Raw genomic sequence first — 13498 nt, 5'->3', positions numbered from 1 at the left:
CCCGCCCCGCGCACCTTTCGGGAAGAGTGGCCATTCCTCGGCGAATGGCCACTCTTTCCGGGTTTTGCGCGTTCAGCGGCGGGCGCGGTTCTCCAGGGCCTCGTTGAGCCGGGCGAGCATGTCGGCGAGGGTGTCCCGGTCCCCGGGCGTCCAGTCGGCGAGGATGTCCCCGTAGAGCCGGGTGCGGGCCGCCCGCACGGCGTCCATCCGGTGCAGCCCCGCCGGGGTGGGGGAGATGACCGTGCCCCGGCCGTCGGTCGGGTCGGGGGACCGGGCGATCAGGGCGTCCCGCTGCATCGCCGAGACCTGCCGGGTGACCGTGGAGCCGTCGAGGTTGAGCCGGGCGGCCAGCGCCGACACGTTCTGCGGCCCGGCCACGGCCAGGTGCCGCAGGATCACGTACGCCGCTCGGTCGAGCACCCGGTGCTCGGCGGTGCCGGTGGCCCGTCGGGTCGCCTCACCGAGGCGCATCAGCATCGCCACCTCGGTCTCGATGCGCGCGAGGGCGGTCTCGTCCGGCCCGCTTCCCGTGGTGTGGTCGTCGCTCATGCTTGTATGATACAACCGAATTGCCTGTACGATACAGCTATCTGGGAGGCGGAGTGGATCGGCGTACCGAGCCCAACCGCAGTGCCATCTACGCCACCACACTGGTGGCCTTCCTCGCCATCGCCGGCATCGCCGTGGTCGACCCGATCCTGCCCGCCATCGGCGAGGCCATCGGGGTCACCGCCTGGCAGGTCGAGCTGCTGTTCACGGCGTACATCGCGGTGATGGCCGTCGGGATGATCCCGGCGACGCTGGCCAGCGGCCGGTTCGGCTTCAAACCGGTGCTGATCACCGGCGTCTCGGTGGTCGGCCTGGCCGCCATCGGAGCCTCGTTCAGCAACGACATCGTCCAGCTCTCCGTGCTGCGCGGCGTGTGGGGGCTGGGCAACGCGATGTTCTTCGCCACCGCCATGGTGGTGCTGGTCAACCTCGCCAACGACCGTGAATGGGTGGTCGGCCTCTTCGAGACCGCGCTCGGCCTCGGCTTCGCAGTCGGACCGCTGATCGGCGGCCTGCTCGGCCAGGTGAGCTGGCGGCTGCCGTTCTTCGTCTGCGGCGTGTTCATGGTGCTCGCCCTGGCCGTCGCGTCCCGCGAGATCCGCGAGCCGGCCAACCGGCAGCCGCCCGTACGCGTCGGGCAGATCTTCTCGACCTACCGCAGGCCCGCGTTCGTCACCCTGTGCGTGGTCACCGCCGCGTACAACTTCGTCTTCTTCGTGGTGCTCGGCTACACGCCGCTCTTCCTCGGCCTGGACATCGTCCCGCTGGGGCTGGCGTTCACCGGCTGGGGCCTCGGCCTGGCCGCCGGCATCCTGGTGCTCGGCCACCGGCTCGCCCACCGCATCGGCGCGGTGCAGACCGTCGGCGTGGCCATCGCCGGCCTACTGGTCTGCATGGTCCTGTTCGCCACCTCGACCGGCACCGCCATGTCGCTGGTGGTGCTCGTCATCTCCGGCCTGTTCATGGGCCTGGCCAACGCCAACCTCACCGACCTGGCGCTCGGCCTCGGCTCCGGTGACCGCCGGGTGGCCACCGGCGCGTTCAACCTGGTCCGCTGGGGGGCCGCCGCGCCCGCCCCGATCATCTCCGGCAAGCTCGCCGAGCACAGCCTCGCCCTGCCGTTCTGGGTCGGCTTCGGCGTCCTCGCCGTCGGCGTGCTGGTCTACCTGGCCTTCGCCCACGTGATGGCCGCCGGCTACGGCGAGCGGGTGCTCTGGTCCCGCTGGAACCGGGCCGCCACCGACGTCGAGCACACCCCGGAGGAACCGGTCGGCGAGGCGTACTGAGCCGCCGCTGAGCCCGCTCCCCGGGGCGGCCCCGGTCGCGGGCTCAGCACAGCGCGGCGCTGCCCGTGTCCCGTTGCCTGGGCGGCTCCGGTCGCCGGTGTGCCGACCAGCACGGCCGCGTCGACGCTCAGCGCAGCGCGCGCCAGAGCAGATACAGGCCGATGCCGGTGCCGAACACCACAATCAGCGTCTTCAGCACCACCGGCGGCAGCCGGCGAACCAGCCGCGCGCCCACATACCCGCCGACCAGGGTCGCCGGGGCGACCACCGCCACGGCCGCCCAGTTGATCGGGCCGAACAGCGCGAAGACCACCAGCGTGGTCAGCCCGACCGTGGCGGACAACAGGTTCTTGACCGCCGAGACCCGGGCCAGCGTCGCGTCCAGCACCAGGGCCAGGCCGGCCACCAGCATCACCCCGAGCGCCGCGCCGAAGTAGCCGCCGTACACCGCGCCGACCGCGACCATGGCCTGCACCGTCACCGTACGACGGCGCGGAGCCAGGTCGGCCGGGTGCCCGACGAGGCGGCGCAGCGGATCCTGGAAGGCGAGCACGGCGGTGGCCCCGAGCACCAGGAACGGCACGGTCAGCTCGAACGCCCGTGCCGGGGTGGCCAGCAGCAGCAGGCAGCCGACGATCGTGCCGGCGACGGTGGTCGGCAGCAGCAGCCACAGCGCCCGCCCGCGAGGCAGGTCCGCCCGGCTGCCCGCCACGCTGGCCACGTACCCGGGGAAGACCGACACGGAGTTGCTCACGTTCGCGGGAATCGGCGGCAGGCCGACCGCGATCAGGGCCGGGAAGGTGATCAGCGAACCGCCCCCGGCCACCGCGTTCACCGTGCCCGCGGCGAGACCGGCAGTGACCAGGAGCGCAGCGCTGGAGAGATCCACGATCCCCGAGGCTAGTACGCCCGAGGCACCCCCGCCCCCGTACCCTGACCTTGATCCACTTCACGTCACGCACCCCCGCAGTCTCCAGGCCCCGCCCTTCCCCGATGTCCATGACATCGAGTGGATCAAGGGCGGGCGAGGGCCGGCAATAGGCGAGGCCGCCGCGTCGTTAGGATGGGTGGTGCGACGGACGAGTCGACCGGGCGGTCGCGTCGACGGGCTCCGGCCCGTCGCCGAGGAACGTCCGGACTCCACAGGGCAGGGTGGTTGTTAACGGCAACCCGGGGCGACCCGCGGGACAGTGCCACAGAAAACAGACCGCCGGCCCCAACGGGGACGGTAAGGGTGAAACGGTGGGGTAAGAGCCCACCAGCATCCCGGGTGACCGGGATGGCTCGGTAAACCCCACCCGGAGCAAGGCCAAAATGGGCCGCCATCGCAAGATGACGGCCCAGCGCAGACGCTTGAGGGCTGCCCGCCCGATGTCTGCGGGTAGGCCGCACGAGCCTGCCGGCGACGGCAGGCCTAGATGGATGGCCGCCGCTGGCGCGGACCCCGCGAGGGGTAGGCGCCGGGCACAGAATCCGGCGTACAGGTCGACTCGTCCGTCGCCCACCAGCTCAGAGCCGTGATCAAGGCTCTGACCTGGTCTTTTGTTTGGTGTCGTTGGTTGACCTTGGGCGACGACGGCACCGGCCGGCGCCGCAAGCGGTCGACCAAGCGGCGGTAGGATGCCCCGGAACCTCCTCGGCGCAAGGTCGAACGGTGCACGTCGGCAAGACGTACACCGCCTCGGACGGCTCGACCTACCGGCCGTCCATGTGGCTCACGCTGACGCTCGGCTCGTACGGGCCGGAGCGGTACCGCCCGATGGCCGACCTGGGCGCCGGCTGCGGGTTGCGGCAAGGTGAGATCTTCGGGCTCGGTGTCGATCAGGTCGACTTCGCGTCAGGCTGGGTCCACGTCGTTCGGCAAGTCAAGGTGGTCCGCTCCCGGCTGGTCTTCGGCCTACCCAAGAACGATCGGGACCGCCGCATCCCGCTACCTGACTCGGTTGCACAGCCACTCAAAGAGCACGCCAAGAAGTACGACCCACTCTCGATCACCCTGCCGTGGGAAGACCCGTTCAGCGAGGAGCGGGTGACGGCGCCGCTGATCTTCACCACCACCCGGCGGGGTGCGCTCAAGCGTGCCACCTTCGACGGCAAGAGTTGGCGCCCGGCGGTCGAGGCGGCCGGCATCATCCCGACCCGGCGACCGGGATGCACGCGCTTCGCCACTTCTACGCCTCGGCGCTGCTGGACGCGGGGGAGAGCATCAAAGCCCTTGCCTCGTACCTCGGGCACTCCGACCCCGGCTTCACGCTCCGCGTCTATACCCACCTGATGCCGGCCAGCGAGGAACGTACCCGCCGCGCAATCGATGATCTTTTCCAAGAACCCCCGTCCACAGACTGATCTACCACCTAGTCGAGTGGCGCGCCGTGCGAGTGGTCTTCACGTCGCGGATGTCGCTCTCCGCGCGTCAACCAAGGGCACGTATCAGTGCCGGGGCGGCCGGCGCGATCGGTTGCGAAATTCGCTGTCCGATCGTTGGAGCACAGTGGTAGAAAGCCGGGTGCATAAAATTCTCACGTTCTCTGATCATCTGCGGCTGATCAACGAACGGTCGACCGCCTTCCGCGCTGCGGTCGCCGCGGCACCCAGTCTCGACATGCAGGTTCCGACCCATCCCGAGCGGACGCTGTTTGATCTCGTGCAACACGTGGGCATGGGCCGCCGCAAATCAGCCGCCATCGTCGCGGCAGGGCCCGCAGACGCACCCCCGGAGAAGTTGGCCTGGGACGACGGCATGGGTGCGCCTCGGGAACGCGAGGCACTGCTGGCCTGGTGGACCGAGTCCATCGAGCAACTGACGAGCGCGCTGCGTGAGGCCGGCCCGGATCGCAGTTGTTGGACGTGGTGGGATGACTCGCCGTCACCGCAAACCTCTGGTGCCTGGGCACGGCGACAGGTCCCCGAGATCGCGGTGCACACCTACGACGCCCAGCTCACCCTGGGTGCCCCGCAGCCGCTACCAGAAGAGGTCGCCTTCGACGGTTTCGACGACTGCCAGTTCACCCTCTGCGCAACCACGGTCGCCTGGCCACACGATCCCGCCATCGTCGATTACCACGCCACCGAGGGCCACTCCTGGCGCCTTCGGCTTTCTCAAGACGGCGCACAGGTCGCCCGCTTCACGCCCGTTGCCGGCGAGGATCCCGAAACGGCCGACGCCTCCGCCCGGGGCACGGCAAGTGACCTGGTCCTGTTCTTCTACGGCCGCATACCGCTGGATTCGCTGAAGTTCGAAGGCGACCGTCGCATCTTCGATCAGCTCGCCGCCTGGGACCCGTCCGTGTGACAACCGACGACATGCGATCTCGTGCACCCGGGGCCACATGACCCCTGGCAACTGGCTGGGGCTCTTCCGCGATGTGGTCGATCGCGAATTGGTTGGCAGACGACGCCTGACGGCCTGGCGACGGCCTACAGCGGCCCTCGCCAGGTTCTGACCCTGGTCAGCGGGTCTGTCGTGATCTTAATCCGGCCTACAGGTCGACTCGTCCGTCGCCCACCAGCTCAGAGACCTTAATCAAGGCTCTGAGCTGGTTCTATGTTCGGGTGTCGATGGTCGCTCTCGGTCAACATTGGCCGGCGTTTGACGCCCTGAGGACGTCCTGACGCCCTGGAGACGCCCTGAGCGCAGAATCAGTTGACCTTGCCCTGGACCGGGCCGGCTGCGCCGTCGTGGCGGCATTTCCGGGGCCGGCGCTCGGGGACCCTGGGTCGGGGCTTCCGGCTGCGAGGGAGGGCCCGGGCACGTCCTAGCGGTGGGGCTGCTGCGGCGACCCGGTGACCCGATGGCAAGCCAGTCCCGGGGTTGGACTGGCACGGCAGCCGGAAGCCCCGACCACGCGACCAGGCCGACCCGCCGGCTTCCGTCACGGCCTCTCTGTGGCTGGTTCCTGCCTGCGGTGGGGCGGTGTCCCGGCGGCTGTCGGTGGCTCACCGCCCCGGCGCCGTAGGCGGGCTGGGCCGGGCTTGCCGCCCCGCACCGCGCGGAGCGCGGTTCCTTGATCCTAAGGAGAACGTTTCGGCAGTGCTGACGGATCACATGTTGTCCTCCGTCGACTGATGCGCGACGCTCGTCCGCCAACTGATCTGCGACACAGTCGGCGCGGTAGGCGGCAGATCCGCATGGGGCAGAATGTGACGATGACGATCTCCGTTGACGACTCCGGTTTGGTCCGGATTGTGACGGCCGTTCTTCGCGACGGCGATCGGGTGTTGCTGTGTCATCGAATCCCCGGACGCCGTTGGTATCCCGACGTGTGGGACCTGCCGGGTGGTCATGTTGAGGAGGGAGAGGATCCGAAAGAGAGCCTCGTCCGCGAGCTTCGGGAGGAGTTGGGAATCACGGCGTCGGAGCCGTCCAGCCCGCCGATGCATGAGATCCGGACCTCGACGTTCGACATGCAGATCTGGTTGGTCGACAGGTGGACCGGAACACCCGTCAACGCCGCGCCGGACGAGCACGACGCTGTGGCGTGGTTCGAGACGTCCGACCTTGACAGCCTGCGTCTCGCCCATGAGTCGTATCTCTCGATGCTCACCGCCGTGCTCGTCACGTGACATCGCTCCGGAAGCCAGGGGTGCACGCTCATTGGCTACTTGTGGGCAGTGCGACCGAGGTTGAGATTCGCTGGGTCGAGTCGACTTGGCAGCGTCGGATCACCAGGGTGCGACGTCTCACGGGTGGTTGGACGTCCACCATGCTGGGCCTGACCGGACACGACGGCGAACAGGCTGTACTCCGCTTGATGACGAAGGAGCCGTGGCGCCGACACGCTGCCGGATTGCTTTCCAGAGAGGCGGCCGTCCAGCAGCAGTTGCAACGGTCATCGATCCCAGTGCCTCGAAGTATCGCCCTCGATCTGTCCGGGGAGACCGCCGGGGCACCGGCACACCTCATGTCCTGGCTGCCCGGGCGTCTGTGCTTGACCTCTGCCGCGGACGGCATCCTGGAGGCAATGGCGCAGGTTCTCGTAGGCATCCATCAATTCGAGCCTGGGCGGAACAGGCCACGGCAGTACCAGTCGTGGGCGGCGCCGGGCAAACGAGTCATGCCGCCGTGGGCACAGCGGCGACAGTTATGGCATCAGGCGTTCGAGCTGCTGGAACAACCCGTGCCGACCTATGCCGGTACGTTCCTGCACCGAGACTTTCATCTGGGAAATCTGCTGTGGTCGCAAGGGCGCATCAGCGGCGTAGTGGACTGGGTCGAGACATCGTGGGGGCCGGCGACCCTGGACGTCGCACACGCGGCGACCTATTTGGCCATGTTGCACGGCGTTGAGGCTGGGGCCAGATTCACGAACGCTTACCGCCGCTGGGCCGATGGCCGTCACGACGAGGACGAGTTCCGGTACTGGAACGTCATGGACATTGTCGGCTACCTGCCGGACCCAGCGAAAGTCGTCCAGCCATGGCGCGACTCCGGGCTGGACATCAATGACGGCCTCGCTCGCAGCCGACTCGAACAGCGGCTTGAGTACGTTCTACGAACTCACCGACGACCCGACTGAATCCTGCTCGGTGGTGAAACTGCCCGCCCCGCCAACGCTGCCACGCTGACGTGACGCCGACCGTACTGGTTCGAGGTGAGTGCGCGGATCTGCCGCGATCCGCGCTGTCCCATCGAGATCCGGCCTTGTCAGGGGCGTCCGTCATGTGCTGCGACGCCACAGACAAAGCGTTCGGCGGCGAAGCGGCTGGGAGAGTTGGCGCGAGTCCTTCATCTCGGCTAGCACGTCGAGCACGTCTCGGATCGGCCAGCCAGACTCCAACCATCCGAGTGCCAGTGCCGGCCAGTGCTCACCCCACGCGGTGAGCGCGAACCGCACGAGGCTGGGTAGGGGCGTCTCGGCCAGGGGCACGTGAGACAGCGACGTTCTGACCGCGGTCGGGGTGCGCTCCAGCAACGGCAGCAGCCACACCGGCCGGTCTCCGGCCGGGTAGACCAATCTGTCGGCAGAGCCTTGAATCAGCCAGGCGCCGACGCTGTCCTGCACGAGGAGTAGGCCGTCACTGTTGATCGCCAGCGCCAGACGGGGATGCTCGCCGGCAGCGCCCATGCCGAGCATCCTGTCATGCCCGCGATTGGCGCGCTGAGGTGTCGCACATCACCTGTCGGCTCGCACTGCCACGTCGGCATTGTCATCCGTCTACTGATGTCGACACCCCTCAGCGCGCTGATCGCGGCAAATGAGTTCACCGAAGCTGGAGCAGCCCACGTTTGGCCATATAGGCTCGCAACGTCTCGGCGTCCTCTGCGGACATCAAGCGGCGGGGGATCACGGTCGCCGGCATCCGGCCGACGTACACGATCCAGAACTCAGGGGTGTCCCTCACCTCGGCGACCCCGTCCCAGGCGATGCCGCCGGACTCCGAGCCGCTGCGCATCATGATGTTGTCGTCGGTGATGTCGTAGGCGCCCTCGACGGCGTAGCGACTGGAGCGGCGTCGGGCGCGCCACCGCACCCACGGCGAGTACAGCATCGACAGCAGGCCAGCCACCACCATTGACAGCCACAGCGGCGAGAGCCGCTCGCCCCACGCGAACCCCCACGAGACGGCGAAGCCGATCGCCCCGACCGCCGCCAGCACCGCGCCGATATCGCGGTACCTACGCAACCGAACACTGCTGAGCGCAGCGGCCACGCGGCCCGGGTAGGCGGGATCAGCGGGGACGTCAAAACGAATGTGCACGCCAGAACGATAGTGCCCCCACCCGCCACCGGGCAGCGCCTGACTCGCGCCCCGCTAACCGGATCGTCGGGGGCCGTCCCTTGTCACCGGCAGAAGCGGATGCTTCGCGTGGCATTGAACTGAAACAGCGGAGCTGCCGGGGTGCCGACCGGACCGGACGCGAGTCAACGCGCCCAGAAGTCGTCCGGCAGCATCTCAACGTCCGCCGCGGCCGTTTCGAGGTGGCCAGCGACAGGTAGGAGAGCGGTCGCAGCGGGGTCTGCGGCTTCGGCCATGTCACGAATGACGCTTGCCTGCCGTCGGGCGCGCTGCGCGATCGCGGCCCGGAAGGCGTGTCGATCGCTGTCGTACCCGTAGGCGTCAAGCAGGAGATGAAGGCGGCGGGACCGGTCCTTGAAGTTGTGGAAGCCCAATTCCTCGGCCGGCCCCTGTGGGTGGATCGGCACCCAGGAGAGCGCTGAGAATGCCAGGTCGGATTCCCGTGACGACGGACCTGCGGTGTCCCAGTCGAAGAACCCGACCAGCTTGTCGCCGTTCATCACCGCATTGTAGGGAGCCGCATCCTGGTGGCCGACGATCAACCCGGGTTGCATCGTGGAACCGATAAGCCATCGCTCATCCGCAGGAGGTGTGAATTCGGCCGTCGCGTCATGGACGCGCCGCAGCCATTGGCCAACCTGCACGAGCGTCGAGTCGGCGAAGGCCCACTCGGGCCAGGGAACCCGGTCGCCGACCGTTTCGCCAGGCAGATAGGTGATCATCTCACGGCCCTGGTCGTCGAAGCCGAGCGCTCTTGGGGCGCCGTCGAAACCGGCATCCTCCAGATGCCGCAACAACGCGTGCACCGTTGGCGTCCAGGGCGAGGCCAACTTGTGGACGACATCACCGATCCGCACGGCGCCGACGGTCCTGCCGCCCGGCAGGGCTTCTTCGATCATTGGAGGTTCGTACCAGGAATCGAGAAGCGACGATACCGAATTTTGGTCGAAGGTCGCCGCGCTGACGAGGCCACTCTCGAACCACATCGCGCGTACGGCCGTCCGGCTCTGCACCAGTTTCGTCGCGGCAGCCTCTACCAGTCCAATGAACTCCGCCAGGCTCAGTCGAGCAACCAGCGGTGTAGCTGCGTGCCGTACGGAGTCAGGGCGAGCGCCGCTAGGGCGGACCACGCTCCCGAGCTGACAACGAGCCAGCCGAACGCTTTCCGGTCGCCGACCCGCCAGGTTCGGATAAGGGCTGCCAGCCCGAGGACCAAGGTCACGAAAGCGAGCGGGTAGACGAACATCGCCAGCACCCGACCGAGCTCGAACACCCAGAGCAGCGGGTTCCACGCCGAGTCCGGGCCGACCGGCGGAAGTGAATCCTTCGGGTCGCCCAACCGATCCACCCCTGGGCCCAGCACAGCCGGGAGATCCCTGACGTGCAGTGCGGCTACGAGCAGCACACCGAAGCTGCCGATCAGATACATCGTCAGCAACAGCAACTGCGCCGACACCACTATGCGACCGCCGAACGAGGCGGCCGAGGCCTGATCCTGTGGACTCATCGGCGCAACGTACACGCTCGGCATCGACCTTGAGAGCCCACGCCCGGCAGCCTCAGTGCACCTGTCAGAGCACGCCCGGCATCGGCGGTCATCCGCCCATGCCGCGATCAGCGTGTTGAGTCGGCGCAGATCAGTTGGCGGACGTGTGTCGCGCGCCAGTCCAAAGAGGACCATTTGAGCGAATGTTGCGTGGCCTTCGAGGATTCTCCGCCTCTCTGCGCCAACGTCGCGTTGGGTCCTCTGCGGATCGCAGGTCAGGCCTCACGCGCATGGCTCTCGGCCGTGGCGCGGGAGATGCCTCCATTAACCTTCGCCCATGTCCATGGCTGCTGGCATGGCTGCCGGGAGGCAAGGATGGCGGAGCCGGACGACGGTGCAACTTCAGTAAGAAGTTCTGACGCCCTGGCGACGCCCTGAGGCCCTGCTCCGTGACGGAAACGCCCGACCAGAGCGGGTGTCAGATCCATAATCCGGCCTACCGGTCGACTCGTTCGTCGCCCACCAGCTCAGAGCCTCGAACAAGGTTCTGAGCTGGTTCTATGTCCAAGCGTCGATGGTCGCACTGGACCGCCGAGGCGGGGTTACTCCCCGCCGGCGAGCTCCAGGGCGACGTCCAGCTCGTGCTGCTTGGCCGGGGAGAGGGTGCCGATCCGCTCGATCAGGTACTCCTCGCTGATGGTCGTGCTCCAGGTGCAGAAGATCTTCCCGTCCTTGGGCAGCGCCACGCGAACCACGCCGCTCTCCCCCAGGCCCTCCTCGGCTCCGAAGAAGACCTCGATGCCGATAGCGCGCGGGTCCGGCCCGGCCTCCTTGACGATCCGGCGCAGCTCGTCGGCGTCGACCGCCTGCTCACCAGACATCAGGACGAACCCGAGCCTCTGCGCCGGGGTGGCCGGTTCGACGATCTGCATGGCCCGGAACTCCGGCCCCGCACCCCCCGAGAGCAGCACGACGGGCCGCTTCTCGTCGATCTGAGCCCACCAAACCTCGCCGCGCTCCACATGTCCTCCGCGTCCGGCCGCTCCTCGACCCTATCAGCGCGGCGTCGCCTCGCCCCGACGCGCGACGCCTGCGGCGTCGGTTCGCCTGGCTGGGACTGGCCGGGCTGACCGACCGGCCGCGCAGCGGCCGGCCCCGCCGCTACGACGCCCGAGCCCGCTGCGGGTCGCCGCGTTGGCCACCTTCGTTCCACCCCACCCGGAGCCAACCCGGTTCACACACACGGATCGCCCAACGGTGCCGCTGCCCTGACGGGTCACGATCAGCCGGTCTTCTCGCAGCTTCCGTAGGGCTGCCTTGATCGTCTCGCGGGCGACGCTGAGCCGCTTGATGAGGTCGTGCTGCGACGGCAGCCTCCTGCCCGGTGCTGTAGGTTCGCTCCGAGGAGGGTGCGGGTGGACATCGTGTTCGAAGCGCAGCGGCGCTCACTTGACGCATTCCTGGAGGGTACGACTCCGCGCAGGCGAACGCCGAGGTTAAGGGACGCAGCGTCCTGATGGCTGCCCTGACCAACGTGGTTCCGGCGGCCCGCGCGGGCATCGCGGCCGTGCTTCTCGATGACGGAGCCGACGCCCGGTCGACCGCTGCCGACGGGGTGAACACCTTGCACGCAATGCTCGGCAGTGCGGCGCTCGATCCCGCGTTCGAGGCTCCGGTGCTCCGGCGGCTGATCGACGGAGGTGCCGATGTCAACGGGGTCGCGAACAAGTTCGGTACGCCGTTGCAGGTGTTGATTGCGCAGTTCCGGTACACCGACGAGGTGCTGGCGCCGTTCTACGACGTCATTTTTTCCTACGGCGACCTGGACCTGCTGAAGGTCGGCGCGTACGACAAGTCGGCGTACGCCATGACGGTGAAGAGCGCACGGCGACAGGCACTCCGGGTCCGCATGGAGCAGTACCTGCGAGTCGGGTGACCCCGACGACGCGGCGACGGCCCACGGTGGTCGGGGTCCGGCTCCGTCCTAGTTCAACCACGGTGGGTTGAAGGGGGCTATCCGTCCTGCCGAGGCCGTTGCATCCCGTACGTACCGTGTGGTCGTGCTTGCCATGATCGACGCCTTCGTGGTCCGGCGCCGCCGCCCGATCCTCGTCATCGTGATGATCGCGACTGCTGCGTTGGCCCTGGCGCTCCTGCTTCAGGAGGGCAGCCCGAAGACGGTCGACCTGTTCGCTGTCGTGGTCGGCTCCGCTGTGACACTGCTGGTGCTGTCCGTGCTGAGCTGGGGGCGATCCCGTCCGGCCGTGCTGGTCGTCGACTCGCAGCGCCGGGCCTTTCAGGCCCCTCCAAGCGCGACCGACGTGTACTTCGCCGCCGCGTACGTCGTTCTGCTGTGCATGCCGATCGCCATACTGTCGTCCTCCTCAGGTCAGGATCTCGCCTGGTCGCTGTTTTCGTGCTTGGTGTTGGCCCTCCTGGTCGTGCTCCGCGTCATCGACGCCTGGCGGGGTGCCCACCTGCGCCTGCGCTCCGAGGGCGTCGAAGTGCGGACGACTCAAAGCTCTCTGTTCGTGCCCTGGGACGCCCTGCAAGCCGGGCATCCGCAGCGGCCGTCGCTGCGCGCCCAACAGCTCACGTTGTCCTACTCGCATCCTCGCCGAGTGAGCCGTCGAGGACTTGGCCCGAAGAAGCGGCTGCGGATCGACACCGTGCATCCATGGTTCATCGCCGACGTCATTCGCCATTACGCCGAGCACGCCGAACACCGCGCCGCGATCGGCACACCCGACGAGTACCGCCGGCTCCTTGCCCGGCTGGCCGGCGGGACTGGTGCCCCGTACCCGGACGACAATCCCTAGACCAACCGTCAAGCACCAGTGGGACGCACCAGCCTCATGCGGTGACACCGACGGACGGATCGGGCCGCAGGTCAGACCCCGCTTGCTCGTGCTGAGCGAGGACTCTGCGACGCACAGAACCAGGAGTGGGCGAGGGGTCGGGGTGCGGCTGCGGGGGCTGGTCCGGGGCGGGCGGCAGGGACACGATCCTGGCGGTACTGGCGACTCCTGGTACGGTCGCGAGGTGAACGTCGAGGAGCATTGGTGGAATGGGGAGGCGACGCCGCGGGGACGTCGCGACATCTACATCCGTACTGATGGTCAGCGCTGGGAAGTTCAGGCGCAGATCGGTGGTGCGCAGGGCCGTTCGAAGGTGTTGGAGTGTTCCAGCCGCAGCTCGGCGAGCATCCTCGCCGGGGCCTGGCGCGGGAGTAGCCCGACCTGGCGCGAGCTGCCTCACTGAGCGTCGCATCAGTCAAACTGACGGTAGCGGCAGTGGTCGGAGGCCGCACGCGGGGCGGTAGCCCGTGGGCGTGCGGCCAACCGGCTGTACGGGCACGCGGAACGGGATCGTTGGCGTCCCCGAACGGCCGACTCCACTACCTGCCATCGCCGTGGGCCGGCGGCATCGGGACTCGTAG

The 13498-nt window shown here is 68.2% G+C and carries 15 protein-coding genes, 1 other RNA gene and 1 pseudogene; 9 read left to right on the top strand and 8 right to left on the bottom strand.

The features are described 5' to 3' along the window. Positions 1–72 precede the first annotated feature (72 nt). On the bottom strand, positions 73–549 hold the full coding sequence (locus ACQPZO_RS22760) for a MarR family winged helix-turn-helix transcriptional regulator (RefSeq protein ID WP_433343807.1): 477 nt from the start codon (positions 547–549) through the stop codon (positions 73–75). A gap of 53 nt (positions 550–602) precedes the next feature. On the opposite strand from ACQPZO_RS22760, the gene ACQPZO_RS22755 reads away from it, so the two are divergent. Then, complete coding sequence (locus ACQPZO_RS22755) at positions 603–1835, top strand: MFS transporter (RefSeq protein ID WP_433343805.1); 1233 nt, start codon at positions 603–605, stop codon at positions 1833–1835. A 127-nt stretch (positions 1836–1962) separates the two neighbouring features. Here the strand turns inward: ACQPZO_RS22755 and ACQPZO_RS22750 are convergent, their stop codons facing one another. Beyond that, the gene (locus tag ACQPZO_RS22750; protein ID WP_433343803.1) at positions 1963–2724 is read right to left on the bottom strand and encodes a sulfite exporter TauE/SafE family protein; all 762 of its coding nucleotides are present in this window, start codon (positions 2722–2724) and stop codon (positions 1963–1965) included. A 191-nt stretch (positions 2725–2915) separates the two neighbouring features. Between ACQPZO_RS22750 and rnpB the strand changes: the two genes are divergently transcribed. From rnpB to ACQPZO_RS22725, 5 genes are all read left to right on the top strand, one after another. Continuing rightward, an RNA gene (gene rnpB, locus ACQPZO_RS22745) (RNase P RNA component class A) lies at positions 2916–3332 on the top strand. Between the two features lie 654 nt (positions 3333–3986). After that, positions 3987–4181: a tyrosine-type recombinase/integrase gene (locus tag ACQPZO_RS22740; RefSeq protein WP_433343801.1), complete on the top strand. Its 195-nt coding sequence runs from the start codon at positions 3987–3989 to the stop codon at positions 4179–4181. A gap of 160 nt (positions 4182–4341) precedes the next feature. Then, complete coding sequence (locus tag ACQPZO_RS22735; RefSeq protein WP_433343800.1) at positions 4342–5127, top strand: maleylpyruvate isomerase family mycothiol-dependent enzyme; 786 nt, start codon at positions 4342–4344, stop codon at positions 5125–5127. Between the two features lie 854 nt (positions 5128–5981). Beyond that, positions 5982–6398, top strand: a complete 417-nt coding sequence (locus ACQPZO_RS22730) for an NUDIX domain-containing protein (protein WP_433343798.1) — start codon at positions 5982–5984, stop codon at positions 6396–6398. 140 nt (positions 6399–6538) lie between these two features. Next, entirely contained in the window at positions 6539–7351 is an 813-nt protein-coding gene (locus ACQPZO_RS22725) for an aminoglycoside phosphotransferase family protein (RefSeq protein ID WP_433343797.1), read from the top strand. 141 nt (positions 7352–7492) lie between these two features. On the opposite strand, the gene ACQPZO_RS22720 is transcribed toward ACQPZO_RS22725, so the two are convergent. The 6 genes and pseudogenes from ACQPZO_RS22720 to ACQPZO_RS22695 form a co-directional block, all read right to left on the bottom strand. Continuing rightward, positions 7493–7900, bottom strand: a complete 408-nt coding sequence (locus ACQPZO_RS22720) for a hypothetical protein (protein WP_433343795.1) — start codon at positions 7898–7900, stop codon at positions 7493–7495. A gap of 136 nt (positions 7901–8036) precedes the next feature. Next, positions 8037–8534 carry a YcxB family protein gene (locus ACQPZO_RS22715; protein ID WP_433343793.1) on the bottom strand — a complete coding sequence of 166 codons (498 nt, stop codon included), beginning with the start codon at positions 8532–8534 and terminating at the stop codon, positions 8037–8039. Between the two features lie 164 nt (positions 8535–8698). Continuing rightward, positions 8699–9472, bottom strand: coding sequence for a phosphotransferase (locus ACQPZO_RS22710; protein WP_433343791.1), 774 nt, complete (start codon positions 9470–9472; stop codon positions 8699–8701). A gap of 161 nt (positions 9473–9633) precedes the next feature. Further along, positions 9634–10080 (bottom strand): hypothetical protein, encoded by a 447-nt coding sequence (locus ACQPZO_RS22705; RefSeq protein WP_433343790.1) that lies wholly within the window; start codon positions 10078–10080, stop codon positions 9634–9636. A 581-nt stretch (positions 10081–10661) separates the two neighbouring features. Further along, positions 10662–11081, bottom strand: coding sequence for a hypothetical protein (locus ACQPZO_RS22700; protein WP_433343788.1), 420 nt, complete (start codon positions 11079–11081; stop codon positions 10662–10664). A 222-nt stretch (positions 11082–11303) separates the two neighbouring features. Then, positions 11304–11447, bottom strand: a pseudogene (locus ACQPZO_RS22695) (GntR family transcriptional regulator); the annotation flags it as partial. Between the two features lie 128 nt (positions 11448–11575). Here ACQPZO_RS22695 and ACQPZO_RS22690 point away from each other — a divergent pair. The 3 genes from ACQPZO_RS22690 (at position 11576) to ACQPZO_RS22680 (ending at position 13320) form a co-directional block, all read left to right on the top strand. Further along, positions 11576–11995 carry a hypothetical protein gene (locus ACQPZO_RS22690; RefSeq protein ID WP_433343786.1) on the top strand — a complete coding sequence of 140 codons (420 nt, stop codon included), beginning with the start codon at positions 11576–11578 and terminating at the stop codon, positions 11993–11995. 124 nt (positions 11996–12119) lie between these two features. Beyond that, positions 12120–12878: a hypothetical protein gene (locus ACQPZO_RS22685; protein WP_433343784.1), complete on the top strand. Its 759-nt coding sequence runs from the start codon at positions 12120–12122 to the stop codon at positions 12876–12878. A gap of 223 nt (positions 12879–13101) precedes the next feature. After that, the gene (locus ACQPZO_RS22680; RefSeq protein ID WP_350882678.1) at positions 13102–13320 is read left to right on the top strand and encodes a hypothetical protein; all 219 of its coding nucleotides are present in this window, start codon (positions 13102–13104) and stop codon (positions 13318–13320) included. Positions 13321–13498 lie beyond the last annotated feature (178 nt).

Source organism: Micromonospora sp. CA-111912, assembly GCF_050948415.1.
Classification (GTDB): Bacteria; Actinomycetota; Actinomycetes; order Mycobacteriales; family Micromonosporaceae; genus Micromonospora.
The sequence above is the reverse complement of the archived record's forward strand: the minus strand, read 5'-3'. Positions and strand labels throughout refer to the sequence as shown.

Excerpts from the sequence above, each read along its gene's own strand:
- ACQPZO_RS22760 (WP_433343807.1), bottom strand. The coding sequence starts at position 549 with ATGAGCGACGACCACACCACGGGAAGCGGGCCGGACGAGACCGCCCTC.
- ACQPZO_RS22740 (WP_433343801.1), top strand. The coding sequence starts at position 3,987 with ATGCACGCGCTTCGCCACTTCTACGCCTCGGCGCTGCTGGACGCGGGG.
- ACQPZO_RS22730 (WP_433343798.1), top strand. The coding sequence starts at position 5,982 with ATGACGATCTCCGTTGACGACTCCGGTTTGGTCCGGATTGTGACGGCC.
- ACQPZO_RS22725 (WP_433343797.1), top strand. The coding sequence starts at position 6,539 with ATGCTGGGCCTGACCGGACACGACGGCGAACAGGCTGTACTCCGCTTG.
- ACQPZO_RS22720 (WP_433343795.1), bottom strand. The coding sequence starts at position 7,900 with ATGGGCGCTGCCGGCGAGCATCCCCGTCTGGCGCTGGCGATCAACAGT.
- ACQPZO_RS22710 (WP_433343791.1), bottom strand. The coding sequence starts at position 9,472 with ATGATCGAAGAAGCCCTGCCGGGCGGCAGGACCGTCGGCGCCGTGCGG.
- ACQPZO_RS22705 (WP_433343790.1), bottom strand. The coding sequence starts at position 10,080 with ATGAGTCCACAGGATCAGGCCTCGGCCGCCTCGTTCGGCGGTCGCATA.
- ACQPZO_RS22690 (WP_433343786.1), top strand. The coding sequence starts at position 11,576 with ATGGCTGCCCTGACCAACGTGGTTCCGGCGGCCCGCGCGGGCATCGCG.